The following is a 23,195-nucleotide window of genomic DNA, read 5'->3' as shown; positions in this document are numbered from 1 at the left end:
GTTTAAAAAGTTAAGTTACATCCAATAGATAATGATCTAGGGATTGGTTGTGCGTAGATATTTCCGTAAGTTTCAGGATCAAAGTAACCTTTGTAATCAGAGCTTACAACAAATAAGTTTCTTCCCTCAATACTAAATCTGATATCTTCCATAAAAACGCTGTTAGTCGCTTTTTTAGGTAAAGAATATCCTAAACGAATACTGCTTAATCTCATGTAACTCATTTCTTTTACCCATGTATCAAGTAAAGCATAAGAATTGATTGGTGTTGCATCAGCATACCAGTTGTAAGCCATCCATGAATCTCCTGTTCCAGAATTTTTCCCTACGATACCAGGTAAGTTTGAGCCGGTATTTGTAGACGAATAAGCATTTAAAATTTCAGTAGAATAGTTTTGTCCACGATCTACAATTGTTCCATTATAAGGAGGTCTTTCTACAACAGTTTGTTTAATGTTAAAAGTAGTAGCAATGGTTAGGTCAAAGTTATGTACTTTAAACGTGTTGATAAAACCTCCGGTAAATTTAGGGTCACGATCTCCTACGTAGGTAAATAGGTTTCTCGTTTCAGCTGCTGATAAGCGTGATTGTGTTATTTCTCCAGGGAAGAAATCTGCATAAGGGTCATATAGGGCAAAAAAGGTGTTTGTATCTACGGTTTCTCCATTTTTATTTTTAAATAATGGGTAGCCATTTTCATCGATTCCTGCTGTTTTTAGGGCGAATACAGCATTCACAGGATATCCTTCTCTAGAAGGTGTATAGGTATTATCTCTAATCTGAATACGGTCTACATTACTCTTGTTATGAGAGAAATTAATGTTTGTAGTCCATGAGAAATTAGGACGCTCGATATTTTTTGTCGTTAATGCAATTTCATAACCTTTATTAGACACTTGTGCCCAGTTTAAAGTAGAGAATTCAAAACCATTTTCGATAGGAAGAGATTGTAAACCAATCAAATCGCTACTTTTTCTTCCGTAAACATCTGTTACAACGCTTACACGGTTGTTAAACAAACCAAGGTCAAAACCAACGTTTGTATTGGTTGTTTTTTCCCATCTTAATTTATCGTTTGGCGGAGATGAGATATAAATAGTCTGCTCGTTTTGACCAGGCAATAATACTACGTTTTTGTATTCTCCAACTACATAAGGAGACGTATTTTTGTCGATATTTCCTTGTAAACCATAAGAAGCACGTAGTCTTAAAGTAGATAAAAGTGTACTTTCTTTTAAGAAATCTTCTTCAGATACTAACCATGAACCAGAAAGAGCCCACAATGGTAAGTATTTGTATTTAGGATCTACACCAAATAAATCCGAACCATCGTAACGCACACTACCAAAAGCAGTATATTTTCTGTTGTAAGTATAAGATGCTGTAGCAAAAAATGAAGCAAATGCATTTTCATTCTCTGTTTTTTGGTACGTTTTGTAGATCGCTTCGTTAGCAACACTTTCGTTAGGAAACATGATTGGCTTCGTCGTTAAGTTTGTTGGATTATATCCAAAACCTTTTGTTGCGATAGAAGTATTGTAATTTCTTCTTAACTCGCTACCTGCCATAACCTCAACCTCATGCTTTTTGTTGAAAACAGCACTGTAGTTTAACATCGTTTTCCAGTTGTATTGGAAAAAGTCAGTATTTGAGTTTTGAATAATTCCACCATCAGGAAGGAAGTAAGTAGGAACTCCACCGCTGAATCTTTTTGTATTTTCTCTTACTTTTCTAGTGTAGTAAGTTTCTTTATCTGCAAATTTTTCAGAAGCATTATTGTCAAATTGAAGACCTACCTGAGTAGTTGCTTTGAAGTTTTTAGTAATGTTATAATCAATATCAAGTATCGCTTTTATAGCTCTGTTTTTTAATTCGTAAGAAGTGTTTTCTCTTTCTTCAAGAAAGTTAAAAGGAACGTATACAGAATTATTACTATATCCGCTAATGTCCTTATCGTAGTTATAACTTCCGTCAGCATTTCTTGGAGTTAAATACGGGTTTACATTTCTTGAATAGTTGGCAGGATTTGTAAAACCATCTGTATCTGAGATATAAGATTTTGTAGTACTTTGAGAACCAAAAATGCTAACTCCAACACGTAATTTATCGCTTACTTCAAAATTGTTTTTCAAGGTAAGGTTGTATCTGTTGTATCCGGTTCCAATTGTGGTTCCGTCTTCATCATAAGCTCCAAGAGAGAAGTAGTAGTCAGATTTTTCACCACCACCAGATAAACTTAAACCATACTGTGTATTTACGGCATCCTGATACAATAAATTACCCCAGTTTGTATTGTTGTTTCTTAAGGCATTGATTGAATTTTGAGAATCTGTACTTAAAGCAGAAAAACCTCCCGCTCTGTAGGCTCCTAATTCACCCGCACCGTTTAAAATACGTGAAATTTGTCCGCCGGTATCTCTGTAAGTTAAATTTGGATCAGAAGCCATAGCCAACTCGAAATCAACTTTTTGAGAAGAATCCATTAAGTTTAACTTAGAAAAATTAGGTCTTTGAGTAAGGAAAGTATTCGTAGTAAAGTTTACTCTCATATTTCCTTTTTTACCTTTTTTAGTCGTAACAACGATAACTCCGTTTGAAGCTCTTGCACCGTAAATAGCAGTTGCCGAAGCATCTTTTAAGATCGTGATATCTTTAATATCTTCAGGGTTTAAACCTGCGATAGAAAAGTTTGTCAACTGATCAATATTGTCTTTGTCATAGTTTTGAGGAACATCATTTCCTTCTAAAGGCAAACCATCTAAAACCCATAATGGATCTTGTGGACCTGAAAGCGAAGCTGTACCACGAATTCTCACTTTCGCAATAGTACCAGGAGCACCGGTAGCCTGAGTAACGGCAACACCCGTAACCTGACCAATTAATAACTGATCGATACTGGCAACACCCGCTTGTTGAATGTCTATCATGTTAGCCTTACTAATAGCAGAAGTAAGTTTTCTTGTTTCGATTTTTTGGTAACCCGTAACAACAACCTCTTTCAATTCTGCAGTTTCAGATTTTAAACTAACATTGTAGTTTTTTTGGTTGGTAACCTCAAGAGAAGTAGACTCATATCCAATATAAGTTACCCTTAAAAACTTTACATTACCATTTATTTGTAGTGTAAATGTACCGTCAAAGTCAGTAACAGTACCAAGACTTGAACTTTGAATTACACCTTTTTGTTGTGTACTGTTTGAAATAGAAGCGTTTTCTACAAAGACAGATACACCATACAAAGGCATACCATCTTTCGAATCCGTTACTTTTCCTTTAATCGTTCTGGTTTCCTGGGCATACCCGGACAGGGCAATAAGAAAACTCAGCATGTAAAATAGATTTTTCATTCTGGAATTTGGGTTTGGTTAAAAATTTATAATGTGTTGTTTAATGCTCTTTCAATACGCTGAATCAAATCGAAATAATGGTTCTTGGTTTCCTGATTTCCGATATTTCTTTTAGATTTTAATAATTGTAAAACCTGATTTAATTCTCCTTTTTTATCAGATGTCACTTCCGAAACTCTTTTCATGGAAGACTGATTAATATTGCGTGCCATTTTCGAATTATCTAAATAATCACACAATTGCGGCATGTTTAGATTTTGCTGAATTTCGATACTTTTCTTCGGCTCGGTTTTTTCAAAAAGTTTATTAGTTGATACAATTAAAACATCAACATAATTTTTCTGAGTTAAACGTTCTAAAATCGTCAATGATTTATTCTGAATGGTCGGAGCAAAAATACTTTGACGTAACGTTTTAAATAACTGCGTTACGGTAAATACATTTTCTTTCGTTTCATTACGCTGAAATAATTCGTTTTCTGTAATTCGAAGCAAACGATCGTCGCTCAGCATATTATATAAAATTCCGTATTGTAATTCTCTTGCCAATGTATAAGGCGTATATTCGAATGGGCCTAACGGAGAATCTTTTAAAGGATTTGTTTTGTCTAAAATCGGATTGAAAAACAACCATTCAGGAAGCGTAATACTGTTTTTTAATAAATAAGCAACCGCTCTTTTTTGTGTCGCAGCCGGAACCGGAACATAACTCGCTTTATTGTCACCGTGAACAGTTGTATTTAAATAAACACCGCCAAGATTGCTCAATACGTGATAGTTGTATAAATTCCACTGACCAATTGCACCAATATAAAGTTTACCCGTTCCGTAATAAGATTCGTCTTTATCATACGTCCATTCCAGGATATGGCTTACTACTTTCTTTAAGTTTTTAAGTCCGTATTCACTGGCTTTCATGGCATCATTTCCTAAATCTTCAGATTGTGAACGTGGATCAATTGTAGCATCTCCGTCTTGTTGTTCTCCGTAGAAATAAATCGGATCATCCTGATGTTTTGCAATCAAAGCATTTAATGCAGTATGTTCTTCATTTTCGTTTGCATACCATCTGTAACCCCATTCGATAGCGTATTTATCATACTCACCAATTTTTGGAGTAATGGCTTCGACATTATCTTCTGGCTGCGCGATATAATTATATCGGGCATAATCCATGATAGAAGGAGCAGTTCCGCCCATTTTTGCCGTAAAATCTTTTGATCTAAGCGACTCCACATCATAAGCAAAAGAAGCGCCCATGTTGTGTTTTAAACCAAAAGTGTGACCTACTTCGTGAGACGAAACAAAACGAATTGCTTCTCCCATGTGTTCATCACTAAATTTGTTTCCTCTTGCTTTCGGGTCAATTGCACCGGTTTGTATGCGCATCCAGCTTTGAAGTGACGTCATCACATTATGCCACCAGATAATATCTGATTCGATAATTTCGCCACTTCTTGGATCAACAACCGCTGGTCCCATCGCATTTGATTTTTGCGACGCAACATAAGTAATAACAGAATAACGAACGTCATCGATATCAAAATCAGTGTCATCCTCCGTAGGTTCTTTTGCGATAACGGCATTTTTAAATCCTGCTCTTTCAAAAGCAGCCTGCCAGTCGCGAACCCCTTCTGTTATGTACGAGCGCCATTGTTTAGGTGTCGATGGATCGATGTAGTAAACAATGGGTTTCTTAGGCTCTACTAATTCGCCATTTTTATATTTTTCAAGGTCTTCTTTTTTAGGTTCAAGTCTCCAGCGTGTAATTAATTCTCTTTCACGCATTGCCTGCTGATCATCACTAAAATACCAGTGTTTTTCTGAAAAAAAGCCAATGCGTTTATCCGCAAAACGAGCTTGCATTGGCGTTTTATCCAACAAAATAATATTACTGGTTACCCCTAATGTTACAGACAAAGCTGGTCCGCCCTCAGCAACAGAAGTTGTAAGCTGTGATTTAACTACAATATTTTTCGGGAAAGTTTTCACAGATTCTATATACGATAGTTCTGATTTTACAGATCCGCCAAAACCAATATTGCTTAAAACATCGTTGAAACTTTTTTGTTTTCCGTCAAAAACTTTATTTGCTTTGATTACGATCGAAGTTGAATCGTTGTTTTTTGTTTCGATATCAAAAACTTCTATAATAGATTCCGAAAAATTAGCATTTACCGAAGCTGTGATAGCGTCTCCAATTGGGGATGAAACTTTTGGGACAGATGATTTTACCCAAACCTTTTTTGCAACAAGATCTTTGTGGAACGTGATAATCTTGTTTTCATAATTCATCCCCCTGTTTAACCCGGCATCATTAACCGGCATTGGAACATTAGAAAGTTTATTAACAACCAAAAATTCTCTTTGAAACAAAGAATCGTTGATTTCTAAATATAAATCTGATTTTACCTGAATAGTATTAAACAAACCTTTTTTGAAAGTTCCCTGTTTTACAAGGTCGTCGTATTTTTTCCCTTTTGAAGATTTAAGAGAATCGTTAACTTGTTCGGTTTTGTCTTTGTCTTTTTTATTCTTTTTTTGAGAAACCATGGTACCGGTACTTAAAAGTACTGTCGCTAAAACAACGGTTTTTAGATTTATCAGCAATGCCTTTTCTCTCATCTTGAAAGTTAAGTTTAGGTTAATTTTTGCCGAAAATATTTTATAAATTATGTTAAAAAAAACAAAATGGAGTGAGTGGCTTTTTTTTGGGAGTGAAAGTTTTGTTTTTAGCCAATAAGTGGTAAAATGCAAGTAAATTTCCCGTCTTTTTTGTAGGCCTGAAAATCGGTTTTAGAGTAATAATTATAAATGCTTTCTAAGTATTTGTGACCAAACTTAGAACCTTCGGAGTTATGTCTTTCGTTTAGATTATTGGTAATAATAACCTCGTTTTCGCGAATTTCAATCGTAATTGTCAACGGATTTTCATCAGATGCAATATTGTGTTTTATAGCATTTTCGACCGCAATCTGAAAAGCCAGATACGGAATCTTTTTCGATAAAACTGTTTCATCTTCAACAATATCAACCGAAAAAATGAATTCGTCTTTAAAGCGGGTTTGCTGTAAAAAAATGTATTTTTCTATAAAAAGCAATTCTTCCTGCAGAGTTACAATATTTTGTAGCGGCGGATTAATTAGATAGCGGTAAATTTTAGAAAGATTCAAAGTAAACTTTCTCGCCACCGTTGTATCGCTATCAATAAGCATATAAAGCGAATTAAGCGAATTGAATAAAAAGTGAGGATTAATCTGTTCTTTCAGCTGTTGCAACTGAATTAATGCTTTTTCTTTATTGGTTTTTTCATTTTCTAAAAGAAGCCTGTTTTTTTGTCTTAAAAGAATGGCTTTTTCCTTGAATATTTTTTTATTAAAAATCGTAAACAAATAGAAAAAGAGAAGCAGTATCGAAGTGGTGATAATGTAGATTAAATAACCATATTTTTTTACAGCATCAACATCTTCATTACCCACATCTTTTGGAGAATTGGTGCTGATGTACCAATTGGTGTTTTTTATATTAAGGCGTTTTGTATATCGTATAATATCTAAATTCAGATATTCTGATAATGCTGTTTTTTTACCATAAAATTCGTCATTGATAAAAGTAGTATCAGCCGGAGTCATATTGGTAATCTTAAAAACATTCTTTTCTAAAAGTTTTCCTTCCGGATGATAAAGAATTGTTCCCTGCTGATCAAAAACAAAAGCATAATTTGGAATGTTATTTTTGATGTTTTTAAAATAAGATTGCAACGATTTCAGATCAACATCAAAACCATAGCGAACAATTGTTCCGTTTTCTGAAACAGATTTAAAATAGATACGCCAAAAAAAGTTTTTTTTGTCCTTAACAATACTATTCGATTCTTCTTTGGAATTATTTTTAAGAATAAAATCTTTTATAATACCATCCAGATTTGCATTACTTTTTGAAGTCGTAAATTCAATTTTGCCGTTATTAATCTGAAACCAATTATTTTTAATAATGCTGTCATTAGCATGAATCGTGCTTAAAACCTTTAAGTGATCTGCAAGATTTTCTGAATTACTAATTTTGATAATATGATCAAACTCTTTGTGCGTATCCAGAAAACGGGAAAATTCCTGTTGTACCATTTCCTCTCTTTTCGCGAAAAATCTTTTTGTACTGTCGTTATTTGATTTTTCGGTTATCTGAGTAATCAAATTACTTAATACATAAAGAGAAAGTAAAGTAAGGGCGATAAAAAAGATTCCTAAAATAAAGAAGTTCCGACCGGAGAAGCTATTTTTTAAATTAAATTTCAAAGATGTAAAAAGATATAAAAGAGTAATTAAAGGCGATCAGAATCAAAAAATTCGTCGGCAAATATAGTCTTTTCTTTTAAACAGTTTTTGATTTTTTACTCCGGATATTGCTGATGCTCAGATTGAAAGAATTTTACTCCCTATTTTTAAAATCAAACTTTAGATTTTAACCTGCTTAAAGTTTCCTGCGAAATATTAATGTAAGAAGCCACAATTTTATTCGGAAGTCGTTTTACAATTGTTGGATTTACCTTCAATAATTGATTGTATCTTTCCAATGCATCCATCGTTGTAAAAGACATTAATCTGTTAGTATTATTCACATACGCTTTTTCCAGATACACACAATAAAAAGCGCGCCATTGCGGAATTGTTTCCATCAAATAATTAAAATCTTCATGGGTGATGGATAAAAGTTCACATTTTTCGATAGCCTGAATATATTCTGCCGAAGGAGATTTTGTAATGAAACTAACCAAAGCCGTCGCCAGCTGATTTTCAAAAGCAATATATCGGGTTACGTCTTTTCCTTCTTCATTAATGAAAAAAATTCTCAAACAGCCTTTGCCAACAAAAAAACTCTGTTGGCTGGTTTGTCCCTGAGAAAGCAAAAGATCATTCTTTTTTTGTTTTAAAGGTTTAAAATAAGAAAGAATCGTATTTAAATCTTCATCCGTAATCTCGATATTCTTTTTGATGTAATTACCAAGCTGCTCGTATATCATATTAAATGTAGTCTCTCACAAATTTACGGTAATAGGCAATATCTTCTATCGATAAAACGATTAAATCATGCTGTTCTGCAAATTGAATTATTTTATCCATTTTTGCCATAGAGCCATCTTCATTCATTAATTCGCATAAAACTGCCTGAGGTTTTAAACCTGCCAGTTTCATTAAATCGACACTTCCTTCCGTATGTCCGTTTCGTTCCAGAACACCGTTTTTCTTTGCACGAAGCGGAAAAATATGTCCCGGTCTTGCCAGATCTGACGGTTTTGCATTGTCGTTGCAGGCCGTTTTTATTGTAGTAATTCTGTCTTGTGCCGAAACTCCGGTTGTTACGCCTTTTGCCGCTTCGATAGTAATCGTAAACGGAGTTTGAAAACTGCTTGTATTTTCTTTTACCATATAAGGTAAATCAAGTGCATCTGCTTTTTCATCCGTCAGACAAAGGCAGACAATTCCGCTGCATTCGCGAATCATCAGCGCCATATCCGAAACGCTCATGTGTTGTGCAGAAAAAATTAAATCACCTTCATTTTCTCTGTCTTCGTCATCTGTCAGTAAAATTCCTTTTCCGTTTTGTAATTGTTTCAGAGCATTTTCTACTCGTTGCTGACTGGTTAAACCAAATTTCTCCAGCGGACTTATTAACGTATCTATCATTTTGTGGGATTCTATAAATTGATTTTAAAAATTTTACCCTGCAAAGCTAAAGTTGTTTTAAATCGAAAAGTTTGATGTAAGTCAATAAATAAAGTCTAAAGCTTTGTCAAAGTTTAAACTTTGATAAAGCTAATTTGCATCTTCAAATTGGTCAGGAAATATATGTTTGGATGAGTTTGAATAATTTACGGAAAAAATTTTAAATATCAAATAAAAAAAATAATAAATAAAAGAATGCTCATTCATTTATTATTTTATCTTTGTCAAAAATTTTTTGGCATGAGAATAAGAGATATCGATAAAGAAAATTTGGTAATTGAAATTGCAATCGACCAAATTGTACGAGATGGATTTCAGGGTTTTAGTATGAATAAATTAGCAAAAGCCTGTTCTATTTCTGTCGCCACTTTATATATCTATTACAAAGACAAAGATGATTTGATTCAGAAAATAGGGGGAAAAGTTGCTTTGAAGTTTTTAGGAGGAACTATTAAAGATTTTTCGCCGGATATGTCGTTTGAAAAAGGGTTGTGGAAACAATGGGAAAACCGCGCCGAATTCACGATGAAATATCCAAAAGAAGTTGCATTTTTTGAAATCATCAAACACTCGCCGCATGCCGAAGCAATTTTAGATTCTATACAGGAGTTTTCAGATTTCAGGGCTATTATGAAACAGTTTATCGACAACGGACTGAAAAATAAAGAGCTGATTCCGATGTCATTTGAAGCTTTCTGGAGTATCGCTTACGGACCATTATACACGTTGTTGAACTTTCATACCGAAGGCAAAAGTCTGGGAGGAAAACCATTTGTATTAACCAATGAAATAATGAAAGAAGCTTTTGAGGCCGCTATAAAAGCTTTAAAACCATGAAAAATTATGGAAACAGATTTACAAAAAATACATATTTTTAAAACAAATATTGATAAAATATATCCCGATTGTGCCATAAACACAACATTAACAAATCATGAGGATATTCAGCAATGGAGCGTTGATTGCGAAGACGTTGATCGCGTGCTTCGTGTGGTTTCAGAAAAATTGCAGCCGGAAATAATTATCAATATCATCAATGAACTTGGCCACGAGTGCCAGGAATTAACCTAATCAAAAATACATACCTTTAAAATGGAAAAACCAAAAATAGAAGTTCCCGCTTTTACTTCAAACCAAAAAATAATTATTGCCATACTGGCACTTTTACAATTCACAGTTATTCTGGATTTTATGGTGATTTCTCCGCTGGGAGATATCCTTATGAAAACATTGGATATGACCACTGCAAACTTTGGTTTTGCAGTTTCGGCCTATGCATTTAGTGCCGGAATTTCGGGATTGCTTGCTGCAGGTTTCGCAGATAAATTTGACAGAAAAAAACTGTTGATATTCTTTTATACAGGTTTCATTATCGGAACCGTTTTTTGTGCCCTTTCTACAAGTTACTTTATGCTACTTATGGCAAGAATCGTTACCGGACTTTTTGGCGGTGTAATTGGTTCGGTTTCATTAGCAATCGTAACGGATTTATTTGTGATTCAGCAAAGAGGCCGCGTTATGGGATTTATACAAATGGCATTTGCAACAAGCCAGATCTTAGGAATTCCGGTTGGATTATATTTTGCCAATAACTGGGGCTGGCATTCAGCATTTATTATGATTGCTGTTTTGGCGGTACTTATTTTAGTTGCTATTATTACACAAATGCAGCCTATAACGAAACACTTAGAACTGCAATCAGACAAAAATCCGTTTTTGCATTTATGGCATACGTTGAGTAACAAACAATATCAGATAGGTTTTATGGCGATTGCATTTCTTTCAGTTGGAGGATTTATGTTACAGCCTTTCGGAAGCGCATTTTTAGTAAACAATATCCATATCAGCCAGCTTCAATTGCCAATGGTGTTTTTCTTCACCGGAGTTTCAGTGTTGTTTATAATGCCGTTAGTTGGTAAATTGAGTGATAAAGTAAGCAAGTTTAAATTGTTTACGGCAGGATCAGCTATTTCGATCATTATGATTTTAATTTACACTAATCTTACACCAATTCCGTTATGGGAAATTGTCGTAATCAACATGATTCTTTTTATGGGAATTATGAGCCGTATGATTCCGGCAACAACGCTTAATACCGCAATTCCCGAAATGAAAGATCGTGGCGCTTATATGTCGATTACTTCTTCATTACAGCAAATCGCGGGTGGAATTGCAGCAGTTTGCGCCGGATTTATTGTGCATCAAAAAACAAAAGCATCACCTCTTGAAAACTATGATGTTTTGGGTTATGTAATTGCGGCCGTTACTTTAACAACCGTATTTTTGATGTGGAGAGTAAATCAATTGGCAAAATCAAAAGATAAAACGCTTGAAAAGCCTGTTATTTTAGAATAAAATTTTAAGCAGATTTTTAAATATAAAGCCTCGTAAAAACACTGATTTTACGGGGCTTTTTTTATGTATAATCTGTATCTTAAAATAAATCTTATTGTTTTGTTTTTCAGTCTTTTAAGGAATGTTTTTGTTTTGAGTGAAATGTAAATTTGTGCATTAAAAAATCAGTTTAAGCAAGGTTGAAAAACAACAAATTTGGCTTAAACTTTAAAGCACAATTATGAAAATATTCAACATCATATTATTTACTGCAATAAGTTTTTTTGGAGGAATAAAAGAAAATAATAATTCATTGTCAGAAATGGAATTAGAAAGATTTAACGGTCAGGTTGCAGAGGTGAAAATAATGATTAATTCGAAATCAAATTATAATTCTAAAATTGCTTTTTTTGTTGATATGAGAATCAAATCTGCTAAAAACAGATTTTTTGTTTATGACTTAGTAAACGATAAAATTATAGACCAGGGACTTGTCGCTCACGGTTCAGGATCTGAAACCAGTATAAAAGGAGAATTAAAATTTAGTAATGAACCTAATTCTAATTGCACCTCTTTGGGCAGATATTCTATTGGAAAATCTTACGGCGGAATGTTTGGAAAATCATACAAATTATCCGGTTTAGACGAAAGCAATAGTAATGCCTTAAAACGCGCTATTGTTTTACACTTTTATTCGGCAGTTCCGGAAGAAGAACAGGATTATTATATTTCTAATAGTCACGGATGTCCAATGGTAAATGAAGTTTTCTTTAAAAGGCTTTCAAAAATAATTGACAATTCTAAAACAAACATCATTTTGAGCGTTTATTACTAATAAATGCAAATTGTCAATATACTTTATAAAAAAATGTATTATTAGCTAAATACTTGTATTTACTAATAATAATTTGTTTTTACTTAATTAAAAAAATGATTTGTTTAAAAAAAATGTTACAAAATCGTTTTAGTAATTGTTTTTGTATATATTTGCTATATCATTAATAAGCTTACAAAACACTAAACCACTGTATGAAAAAGATCACCATAAAGGATATTGCTACAGAGGCAAAAGTTTCAATATCTACAGTATCTTTTGTAATTAATGGTAAAGGGGAGAAAATGGGAATCAGCGCTACTGTCATTAAAAAAGTACAGGATGTAGCCGAAAAACTCAATTATAGACCCAGTATGATTGCGACCAGTCTTAGAACCGGTAAAACAAGATCTATTGGACTTATTGTGGAGGATATTTCAAATCAATTCTTTTCTGATTTGGCGAGAGTGATTGAGGATGAAGCAAAAAATATAGATTACAGAGTTTTTTATTGCAGTACAGGTGATGATGATGAACGTTCTGAAGAGTTGATTCATAGTCTTTTGCAGGCAAATGTGGATGGTTTTATTATTACGCCTACACAAAATCTGGAAGAAAGTATTGATCTTCTTTTAAAATTGAAAAAACCGGTTGTATTAGTCGACAGGTATTTTCCCGGACAAAGAGTAAGCCATGTTGTAATGGACAATTACGAAGCATCAAATTCTGCTACTAAATTCCTGATTAACAAAGGCTGTAAAAATATTGCCGTTGTCAATAATACTTCTGAAATGGTTCAGATGAAATTAAGGGAAGACGGTTATCGGGATGCTTTAAAAGAAGAAGGAATTTATAAGGATTCGCTTGTTCTTCACATGGAATATCACAGCACCGAAGAAGCCAGAATTGAAGCGGTTGTAAATTTTTTTCAAAAGAATCCTCAAATTGATGCTGTATTATTTTTGACAAATTATATGGGACTTACAGGTCTTCAGGCTTTTAAAGATATGGGAATTAGAATTCCGGAAGATATATCCGTTATTAGTTTTGATGATCATGACAGCTTTAAATTGCATACACCAACAATTACGGTTATTGCCCAGCCCATTAAAGAAATAGCAGTTAAATCAATACAATTGCTGATGAGCCAAATGACAGATATGGAAACATTTGATGTTGAAAAAAGTCTCAAAAAAGGAAAATTAATCGTTAGGGAATCCGTTTAATTTCCAGCGGAATTATAGAATGAAAGAACAAAGGGATTTGTTTTTTTTTAAATAATTTACTAAATCGTTTTAGTAAAATTTTAGAAGATTATAACGCAAACAAATGGAAGTTTATTGTTTGTTGACTATATCGATTTCTTGATATTCTGAAATATTGGCGTAAGTATAAAAACATAGTATTCGATAGTTGAAAAACGTGGAATACCATATTAAAATTGAGTTCAAATTTTTATTAATTATTTAAAACAAACACATTACAAACAAAACGAAATCAAAACAAATTAAACCAAAAAAATGCTTATGAAACGAATATTGGCAATGTTAGCAATGGTATTGTTTAGCAGTTTAGGAGCTGCAGCACAAAACCGATTAATAACAGGCGTAGTGACAGATGCAGAAAACAAGGGAATTGTTGCTGCATCAATCGAAGTTCAGGGAAAACCATTTAGCGCAATTACAGATGCTGAAGGTCGATTTAAAATGAACGTTCCTGAAGGTAAAGTTACTTTGAATGTATCTTCTATAGGTTTTGTATCAAAATCAGTAGTGCTTCAGGAAAGTGAAACTAGAATTTCAGTGGTATTAGCAGATAATGCACAGGAATTAAAAGATGTTGTCGTAACTTCATTTGGAGTTAAAAAACAAAGAAAAAGTTTAGGTTATGCTGTTGGAGAATTAAAAGGAGAAGATCTGACAAAAAACAAAGAAATTAACTTAGGAAATGCACTTCAGGGAAAAATTGCCGGGGTTAACGTTTCTGCACCGGTTTCAGGACCATCAGGTTCGAGCCGTGTGGTAATTCGTGGAGCAACTTCTGCTTCGGGACTTAACCAGCCTTTGTATGTTGTTGATGGAATTCCGATTGATAACAGTCAGCAGGGAAATGCCGGAATGTACGGTGGAGCTGATAAAGGGGATGGTATGTCATCTTTCAATCCGGATGATATTGCTTCGATGTCAGTATTAAAAGGTAGTGCGGCTTCTGCACTTTACGGATACAGAGGAGCAAACGGTGTTATTTTAATTACAACTAAAAAAGGAAAAAGCGGAACCGGAATTGGAGTAGATTTTAGTACAAATTCTACTTTTAATACACCGGCAAGTCTTTTGCACTGGCAGGATCAATACGGAGCCGGAGCACCTGTAAACGGTGTTGCAACCAGATTTACGAACTTGCAGGAACTTAGGGATTCTTATTATTTTGCATGGGGAGATAAATACGACGGAACGCCTTCTCTGGCTATTGACGGAACTACAAAACCATACAGAGCTTATGGTCAGGATAATGTGGAGAATTTCTACAGAACCGGATTTTCTTTCAGTAATACACTGGCAATTTCAGGTGGAAACGAAACGACTAATTTCAGGTTAGCTTTCGGAAACACAAAAGATGAATCTATTTTGCCGGGAACTGATTTTGGAAGAAATAACGTGACTTTGAGTTTAAATTCGGCACCAAACAAAAAAATAAATGTTGAGACAAACGCACAGTATATCACGGAGAAAAGTCATAACAGACCTTACTTGAATGACTCGCCAAGAAACCCGTCTTTTCCGGTAACTTTTATGACTCCGGGAACAGACATCAGATGGATAAGCGATGCATATGACGAAAATGGCGGTGAAGCAGATTATTTTGGTGGAAACGTATACCACACTAATCCTTACTATGTTACGAAAGAACCTTTGAACGAAGATCTTAGAAAACGTTTTATAGGTTCTGCAAAAGTAACGTATAATATTACCGATAAAATTTATGCAAAAGGAGTAATTGGTATCGATGATATTAATTATGAATATACAGAAATTGAACCAACAGGAATTAATTACAGCCCGGGCGGATCAATCGAAAACAGAATTGAAAACCGTTCAGAAATTAATTATTCAGGATATTTAGGATACAAAAGTGAGATCGCCAAAAACCTTTCATTAGATGCTTTTATTGGAGCAAACCGTCAGGACAACAGAATGAGCGGTATTAAAATGAAAGGAAATAACTTTATTGTTCCGTTCAAATATTTTTATGCCAACACACAACCTGATAAAACTGAAAAATTGTTTTCTCAAAGTGAAGTAAACTCTCTTTTTTATTCAGCTGATTTAGCGTATAAAGATTTCTTGTTTGTAAGTTTAACAGGCCGTGAAGACTGGTTTTCTACTTTAGATCCATCAAATAACAGTATTTTTTATCCTTCTGTAAGCACCAGTTTTGTTTATTCTGAAGTAATTAAATTACCGGAATGGATGTCTTATGGTAAATTAAGAGCAGGTTGGGGTAACGTAGGTGGCGCATTGCCGGATGCTTATGCATTGTCATTAACATACACTACGCCAGACGGACAAACAGATTCTCAGGGACAGCCAATTTTAGGTATTAATGGAGACACAGTTCCAAACAAATATTTAAAACCATATAATGTAAGTACAATCGAATTTGGTTTTGAAAACACTTTTTTCAACAACAGATTAAGTACAGATTTGACTTTTTACCAAAAAAGAACCACAAACGATATTGCTGATGCTGACATCTCTAAAGCTTCTGGTTTTAGAACGACAAAAATCAACGTAGGAGAAATTTTAAACAAAGGGGTTGAATTTGCGATTAATGTAAAAGCAGTAAAAACACCAAGTTTTACCTGGAGCGTAGGATATAATTTTGCTTATAATGATAGTAAAGTGGTTAATCTTTCTGATAAAATTCCAACGAAATTATTGGATGATAACAGAGATGCAAGAGCTTCTGTAGTATTAGAAAAAGGACAGCCTTTTGGTGTAATCAAAGCGTATGATTATTTAAGAGATGCAAATGGTAATATTGTACTTGACCCAAGCGGTAAATTCCTTAGAGGAAATTTAATTATTGCAGGACAAGGTGTTGCGCCAATGTCAATGGGGCTTTCAAATGATTTCTCTTATAAAAATTTCACACTTTCGGTTTTTGTAGATGCTAAATTTGGAGGAGAAATCTATTCGGCTACAAACCAGTTAGGAGCTCGTTATGGATTGTCTGAATTGACACTTCAGGGGCGTGAAGGCGGAGTTGCCGTTAGCGGAACAGATACAAACGGAAATGCAGTAAACACAACAGTTTCTGCTTACGATTACTGGAGAAGTTATAGTGATGTAACATCAAACTTTGTTTACGATGCTGATTTTGTAAAATTAAGAGCGATTTCTTTTGCTTATAATTTTCCAAAAACATACTTATCAAAAACGCCATTTCAATCGATTAGTTTAGCATTTTCTGCTCATAATTTATGGACAATTTATGACAAAGTGCCAAACATTGATCCGGAGTCAAACTATAACAATAGTAATGCTCAGGGACTTGAAAGAGCTTCTATGCCATTAACAAGAAACTATGGTTTAACGCTTAATGTCAAATTCTAATAATAACAAAGATGAAAAATAAATTTATACAACTATTTTGTATCGCAATTGTTAGTGCTATGACATTGACATCCTGCGACAAAGGATTCGAAGAAATGAATACGAATCCAAATGCATTAACAGATCCGGCTATAAAATCAATGTTTACGCTGGCTGAAATTTATGTAGACGGACAGGATTTTTCTAACACAAGAGGGAATAATATTTATGCAGCACAAATTGTACAGCAGTTTTCTTCATTAGGAGGTTCAGGTTCAAAATATACCTATTCTTCAGAATATTCTGCAGCGCTTTTTGGAGAAACTTACGGAAAAGGTTTAAATCAGATTTACCAGTTAATGTCGGTTTTGCCGGATACTCCCGAAAATTCAAACATGATTCAGGCTTGTAGAATTATGAAAGTTTTCTTGTTCCAAAAATTAACAGATACTTATGGAGAAGTTCCTTATTTTGAAGCCGGAAAAGGATACAACGGAAATATTTTTACTCCAAAATATGATACGCAGGAAGCCATTTACAATGATCTTTTAAAAGAATTGGATGAAGCCGGAAATACATTAGATGCGGGTAAACCTTTTGCCGGTGCTGCAGATTTGTATTACCAAAGTGACGTTGCAAGATGGAAAAAACTAGCCAACTCCTTAATGTTGAGAGTTGCGATGCGTTTGTCTAAAGTAAATCCTGCAAAAGCAAAAGAATATGTAGAAAAAGCAGCTTCAAAAGGTGTTTTTACTTCAAATGATGATAGCCTTGTGTTAAAACACGATGCAGGTCCTGCAGGAGTTAAAACAAACCCAATCACATCTTCATGGGTTAAAAATGACTTGAATGGTGGAGAATCAAACATAAAATTCAGTAAAACATTTATTGATTTATTGCAAAGTACAAACGATCCGCGTTTGAGAATTTATGCCAAATTAGAAGCAACAGGAGACAATAATCCGGCGCATCAGCAAGGACTTGCAAATGATGCAAAAGAGTTTCCGGGCGGAGATAAAAAGCTTTTCTCAGATCCAAACACATCAACGGTATTGCGTTTTGATGCACCAACTTTAATCATGTCTTATGCTGAGGTTCAGTTTATATTGGCAGAAGCGGCAGTAAGAGGCTGGAACGTTGGCGGAAGCGCACAGCAATATTATGAAAGCGGTGTAAAAGCAGCGATGGAAGTATTAACTATTTTTGGAGATAAAGTTCCTGCGGTTACAACGGCAGAATACAACACTTATATCACCACATATCCATTTAAATCTGCCGGAACCGAAGCAGAAAAAATCGAACAGATTATTACCCAAAAATGGATTGTATTATTGTTCAATGGTTTCGAAGCATTTTCAGAATACAGAAGAACGGGATATCCTGTTTTAGTACCGGTGAATGATCCAACGGGAGAAACAGGCGGAACAATTCCGAGAAGATTGATTTATGATCAGTCAGAATTGTTAACAAATGCCGATAATTACAAAGCAGCAATACAACGTCAGGGTCTGGATTTATTAACAACCAGAGTTTGGTGGGATAAACAATAGTTTAAATTGGTCAGTTAGTTGAGTTTTTGACTTAAGCCGGGTAGGATTACCTGTACCGCCCGGCTTATTTTTTTTTAAGATTTTAATCTCTAAGATTCCAAGGTTCAAAGTAAAAAACTTTGTAAACTTTGCGTAAATCATAGCGCACTTTGCGGTAAATTTATATTAAAAGATTTTCAGAAAAAAGAATCCGCTTAATCCGTGGCATCCGCGTCCTATTTTCACTTGCAGTAAAAAATAAAAAATGAAATTTATAAAAAACTTTTATTGGGTAATATCTCTTTGTATTGCGAATTTCTCATTTGTAATCAATGCTCAAAGTATTGATATAAAAGAAGATTGGCAATATCGAGAAATAAAAACCGATAAATGGTTTGCTGCAACAGTTCCCGGAGAAATCCACACCGATTTGCTGAATAATAAAATAATTCCCGATCCATTTTACAGAGACAATGAAAAAAAACTGCAATGGATAGAAAAGAAAGACTGGGAATATAAAACCACTTTCAAAATCAAACCATCGCTATTAAAAAAGAAAAATACAGAACTCGTTTTTGATGGATTAGATACCTATGCAGCCGTTTATTTAAACAATCAGTTGGTTTTAAAAGCCGATAATATGTTTCGGCAATGGCGTGTTGATGTAAAAAAGGTGCTAAAATCAGGAAATAACGATTTGGTAATTGTTTTTAAATCGGCACAAAATGTTGTTGATTCATTAGCAAAAAAAGATTTACCATTTGTAATTCCGGATAATCCCAGAGCTTACGTTCGTAAAGCACAATATCATTTTGGCTGGGACTGGGGACCAAAATTCACTACTTGCGGCATCTGGAAAACACCGCGTTTAGAGGCATTCGATGAAAAACCTTCGGTGAAACCTTATGTCCTTAATCGAAAAATAGAATTAATACAACAGCCGGACAGCCTTGGCAAATCATTTTATTTTAAAATTGATGACAAACCGGTTTATATGAAAGGCGCCAATTATATTCCGTCAGATGCATTTTTATCCAGAGTTACCAAAAAGGAATATGAAAAAGTAATTTCTCTGGCCAAAGATGCCAATATGAACATGCTTCGTGTTTGGGGCGGAGGTGTATATGAAGACGATTATTTTTATGACTTATGCGATAAAAACGGAATTTATGTCTGGCAGGATTTCATGTTTGCCGGAACAATGATTCCGGGAGATAAAGCCTTTTTTGATAATGTAAAAGAAGAAGTTCAATATCAGGTAAAACGTCTTCGTCATCATCCAAGTATCGTTTTATGGTGCGGAAACAATGAAGGCGATGAAGCTTTTAAAAGTTGGGGATGGCAGAAAAGCATGAAAATGTCCAAACAGGATTCAACCCGTTTGTGGCATGATTACGTCCGTTTATTTCACGACAGTATCCCGAAATGGATAAAAGAAGTGGATGGAAAACGCCCTTATATTAGTTCTTCGCCACTTTTTCACTGGTCAAAAGAAAAGAGTATAACCCAGGGCGACAGTCATTATTGGGGAACCTGGTGGGGATTGCAGGATATTGAAATAACAGATAAAAAAACTGGACGTTTTGTCAGCGAATATGGAATGGAGGCAATGCCCAATTATTCTTCAATTGAGAAATTTACCTTGCCCGAAGACCGGTATTTATATTCAGATATTCTTGAAGCGCATCAAAAAGCCGGAAAAGGGTTTATGAAATTAGATTCTTATCTCAACCGCTATTTTATTCCTTCAGATAAAATTAAAAAAATGAGTGTTGAAGATTATACCTATCTCACACAATGTCTGCAATATTATGCCTTAAAAAATATCATCGGAATCCACCGTTCAAAAGCGCCTTATAATATGGGAACTTTAGTCTGGCAGCTCAACGATTGCTGGCCCGTTGCAAGCTGGAGCGTAACCGATTATTACGACCGACAGCCAAAAGCAGCGTGGTATGCCATGAAAGAAGCGTACAGAGATGATAAAACACCCGAAATTGATTTAACCAGACCAATAGATTTAAAACTCGAAGACCCAAAAATAACATGGGAAATAAAAGGGAATAAAGTAATACTAAAATCTTCAAAACCTGCAAAATACGTATATGTTTCCATACAAGGATATACCGGAAAATGGAGCGATAATTATATCGATTTAAAACAAGACGAAGAAAAAATAATTACGTTTGAAGGAAAAATAGAGAAGCGCATTTTAAAAGTCATTTCTCTTTATGAAGTTTTGAAGAAATATTAGGAGAAGGTTCAAAGGGACAGAGGTTCAAAGGGGAAAAACTATGCGTTATGAGGCTATTAAAAATCTGCGTCATTTGCGTTCAAACATAAGTCAAAAAATAAAATATAGAATAATGTTTACAAAGTACAACAAAACAGTCTTTACAGGTATTTTAGCTTTAAACCTGTTTTTTGCAAATCCGGTAATTTCACAGCAAAAGAAAGTAAAACAAACAAATATCGATTACACGCAATACGTAAATCCTTTGATAGGTTCAGCCGGACATGGTCACGTATTTGTTGGTGCCAATGTTCCGTTTGGAGCGGTTCAGTTAGGGCCGATAAATATTTTTGAAGGCTGGGATTGGTGCAGCGGTTACAATTATGCCAGTAATACCATTTTAGGATTTACGCACACGCATTTGAGCGGAACGGGAATTGGTGATTTAAATGATATTCTTCTGCTTCCGGTTTCAGGAAAAGTGCCTCTTTTTAAAGGAACAAAAGAAGACATGACAAACGGTTACGGCTCTTATTTTTCCCATGAAAATGAAATAACTAAACCCGGATATTACAGCGTTGTATTAGATAAATATAAAATTAAAGCAGAATTAACAGCCAGTGAAAGAGTTGGTTTTCATAAATATACCTTTAATTCTGCAACAGATTCTCATGTTTTATTAGACCTTGCCGATGGTGTGGGTTGGGATAAACCGGTAAAAACTTTCATTAAAAAAATAAACGAAACCACACTTGCAGGTTATCGTTTTTCAACCGGATGGGCGACAGATCAGCGTGTTTATTTTACGATTGAATTTTCTGAACCTATTTCGAATTTAGCATTATACGATGATAAAACAGCTGTTTCAGGAACTGAAGGTGAAGGTTTAAAAATGAAAGCAGTTTTGGATTTTGCCAATTTAAAAAACAAACAGGTTTTAGTAAAAGTGGGAATTTCTCCGGTAAGTTCTGAAAATGCTTCCGCTAATATAAAAGCCGAGATTCCGAATTGGGATTTTGAAAACACAGTAAAAACAGCAACTTCAAAATGGAATAAAGAATTAAGCAAAATTGAAGTTAAAGCAAATGATAAAACAATGAAAGTTTTTTATACTTCGTTGTATCACACAGCATTTGCGCCTTCTATTTTTAATGATGCAAACGGAGATTACAGAGGAACAGACAAAAAAGTCTATGAAAAAGCAAACTTTACCAATTACACTACTTTCTCACTTTGGGACACGTACAGAGGTTTACATCCATTATACACGATTACGCAGCCCGATAAAATCAATGACATTGTAAAATCGTTTCTGGCGATTTACGAACAGCAGGGCAGATTACCGGTTTGGCATTTAATGGGCAATGAAACCAATACCATGAATGGAAATCATTCCATCGCCGTTATTGTTGACGCTTATTTAAAAGGATATCGTGACTATGACACCAATTTAGCTTACGAAGCAATCAAAAAAACAGCGATGCAAACCCGCGACGGAATGGATTATGTGCAGAAACTGGAATATATTCCCGCCGATAAAATGCTGGAATCAGTGGGAAATGCTTTAGAATATGCCATTGACGATTATTGCGTTGCCCAAATGGCAAAAGCTTTAAATAAAACTGAAGATTATACGTATTTCTCTAAAAGAGCCAATTTATACAAATTGTATTTTGATAGGGAAACTACTTTCATGCGTGGAAAATTAACCGACGGAAACTGGCGAACACCTTTTAATCCGCTTTCATCTGCACATCGAAAAGACGATTATGTAGAAGGAAATGCGTGGCAATATACGTGGTTGGTGCCTCAGGATCCGTATGGATTAATTGATTTATTTGGGAGTGAAAAGAAATTTTTAGACAAATTAGATTCTCTTTTTCTTCAAACAGAAAAAGTAGAAGGCGAAGAAGTTTCGCCGGATATCAGCGGATTAATTGGACAATATGCACAAGGAAACGAACCCAATCATCATATTCCGTATTTGTATGCATATGCCGGAGAACCTTGGAAAACAGCAAAATTAATTCGTGAAATCGATGATAAATTCTATTCGACAAAACCAGACGGATTATGCGGAAATGAAGATTTAGGACAAATGTCGGCCTGGTATATTCTATCCTCCATGGGATTTTATTCTGTAAATCCTGCAAACGGAATTTACGTTCTGGGAAGTCCGTTGGTTAATGAAGCTACAATTCACCATAAAAAAGGAATTTCATTTACCATAAAAGCAATCGATAACAGCGCTGTAAACATCTATATCCAAAAAGCAGAATATAACGGAAAACCGTATACAAAATCATACATCACACACGATGTGATTGTAAAAGGTGGAGAACTGAAATTATTTATGGGAAGCAAACCTTCGACAACTTTTGGAGTGAAAAAAGAAGATAGACCTTTGTAATTTTAGATTTTTAGATTTTAGATTTTAGATTTTTGGAATATAGATTATAGAATATAGAATATAGATTTTGATTTTAAATTTAAGAAATTACTCTGCGCATTTTTGTCATCCCGAGGAACGAGGGAACTTCGTAAGTAGCGCGACAAAGATTGGCTAGTTTTACGTAAGCTTTGTCAAAGTTTTAAACTTTGACAAAGCTTTGAAAGTCGGT

14 protein-coding genes are annotated in these 23,195 nt (G+C 34.5%); 9 read left to right on the top strand and 5 right to left on the bottom strand.

Annotated features, from left to right (window positions below; genetic code table 11):
• Positions 1-2: 2 nt before the first annotated feature.
• The 5 genes from AC3QL1_RS20705 to ribB form a co-directional block, all read right to left on the bottom strand.
• Entirely contained in the window at positions 3-3,347 is a 3,345-nt protein-coding gene (locus tag AC3QL1_RS20705; RefSeq protein WP_492494021.1) for a SusC/RagA family TonB-linked outer membrane protein, read from the bottom strand.
• Between the two features lie 26 nt (positions 3,348-3,373).
• Positions 3,374-5,971 (bottom strand): zinc-dependent metalloprotease, encoded by a 2,598-nt coding sequence (locus tag AC3QL1_RS20700; protein WP_492494020.1) that lies wholly within the window; start codon positions 5,969-5,971, stop codon positions 3,374-3,376.
• Between the two features lie 107 nt (positions 5,972-6,078).
• Complete coding sequence (locus tag AC3QL1_RS20695; RefSeq protein ID WP_492494019.1) at positions 6,079-7,470, bottom strand: histidine kinase; 1,392 nt, start codon at positions 7,468-7,470, stop codon at positions 6,079-6,081.
• A gap of 323 nt (positions 7,471-7,793) precedes the next feature.
• Positions 7,794-8,366, bottom strand: a complete 573-nt coding sequence (locus AC3QL1_RS20690) for a Crp/Fnr family transcriptional regulator (RefSeq protein WP_492494018.1) — start codon at positions 8,364-8,366, stop codon at positions 7,794-7,796.
• A 1-nt stretch (position 8,367) separates the two neighbouring features.
• Positions 8,368-9,030, bottom strand: coding sequence for a 3,4-dihydroxy-2-butanone-4-phosphate synthase (ribB, locus tag AC3QL1_RS20685; RefSeq protein ID WP_492494017.1), 663 nt, complete (start codon positions 9,028-9,030; stop codon positions 8,368-8,370).
• Positions 9,031-9,309: 279 nt separating this feature from the next.
• Here ribB and AC3QL1_RS20680 point away from each other — a divergent pair, with 279 nt between their 5' ends.
• The 9 genes from AC3QL1_RS20680 (at position 9,310) to AC3QL1_RS20640 (ending at position 22,984) form a co-directional block, all read left to right on the top strand.
• Positions 9,310-9,906 (top strand): TetR/AcrR family transcriptional regulator, encoded by a 597-nt coding sequence (locus AC3QL1_RS20680; RefSeq protein WP_492494016.1) that lies wholly within the window; start codon positions 9,310-9,312, stop codon positions 9,904-9,906.
• 6 nt (positions 9,907-9,912) lie between these two features.
• Complete coding sequence (locus AC3QL1_RS20675) at positions 9,913-10,140, top strand: hypothetical protein (RefSeq protein ID WP_492494015.1); 228 nt, start codon at positions 9,913-9,915, stop codon at positions 10,138-10,140.
• Positions 10,141-10,161: 21 nt separating this feature from the next.
• On the top strand, positions 10,162-11,424 hold the full coding sequence (locus tag AC3QL1_RS20670) for an MFS transporter (protein ID WP_492494014.1): 1,263 nt from the start codon (positions 10,162-10,164) through the stop codon (positions 11,422-11,424).
• 220 nt (positions 11,425-11,644) lie between these two features.
• The gene (locus AC3QL1_RS20665; RefSeq protein ID WP_492494013.1) at positions 11,645-12,238 is read left to right on the top strand and encodes a murein L,D-transpeptidase catalytic domain-containing protein; all 594 of its coding nucleotides are present in this window, start codon (positions 11,645-11,647) and stop codon (positions 12,236-12,238) included.
• Between the two features lie 194 nt (positions 12,239-12,432).
• Positions 12,433-13,443: a LacI family DNA-binding transcriptional regulator gene (locus AC3QL1_RS20660; RefSeq protein ID WP_492494012.1), complete on the top strand. Its 1,011-nt coding sequence runs from the start codon at positions 12,433-12,435 to the stop codon at positions 13,441-13,443.
• A gap of 300 nt (positions 13,444-13,743) precedes the next feature.
• On the top strand, positions 13,744-16,833 hold the full coding sequence (locus tag AC3QL1_RS20655; RefSeq protein WP_492494011.1) for a SusC/RagA family TonB-linked outer membrane protein: 3,090 nt from the start codon (positions 13,744-13,746) through the stop codon (positions 16,831-16,833).
• Positions 16,834-16,844: 11 nt separating this feature from the next.
• On the top strand, positions 16,845-18,362 hold the full coding sequence (locus tag AC3QL1_RS20650; protein ID WP_492494010.1) for a SusD/RagB family nutrient-binding outer membrane lipoprotein: 1,518 nt from the start codon (positions 16,845-16,847) through the stop codon (positions 18,360-18,362).
• A 244-nt stretch (positions 18,363-18,606) separates the two neighbouring features.
• Positions 18,607-20,595 (top strand): beta-mannosidase, encoded by a 1,989-nt coding sequence (locus tag AC3QL1_RS20645; protein ID WP_492494009.1) that lies wholly within the window; start codon positions 18,607-18,609, stop codon positions 20,593-20,595.
• A gap of 112 nt (positions 20,596-20,707) precedes the next feature.
• Positions 20,708-22,984: a GH92 family glycosyl hydrolase gene (locus AC3QL1_RS20640; protein WP_492494008.1), complete on the top strand. Its 2,277-nt coding sequence runs from the start codon at positions 20,708-20,710 to the stop codon at positions 22,982-22,984.
• Positions 22,985-23,195: the final 211 nt, after the last annotated feature.

This window comes from Flavobacterium sp. GW823-FHT04A11, from assembly GCF_058796535.1.
This window is presented reverse-complemented; position numbering and strand designations above follow the sequence as displayed.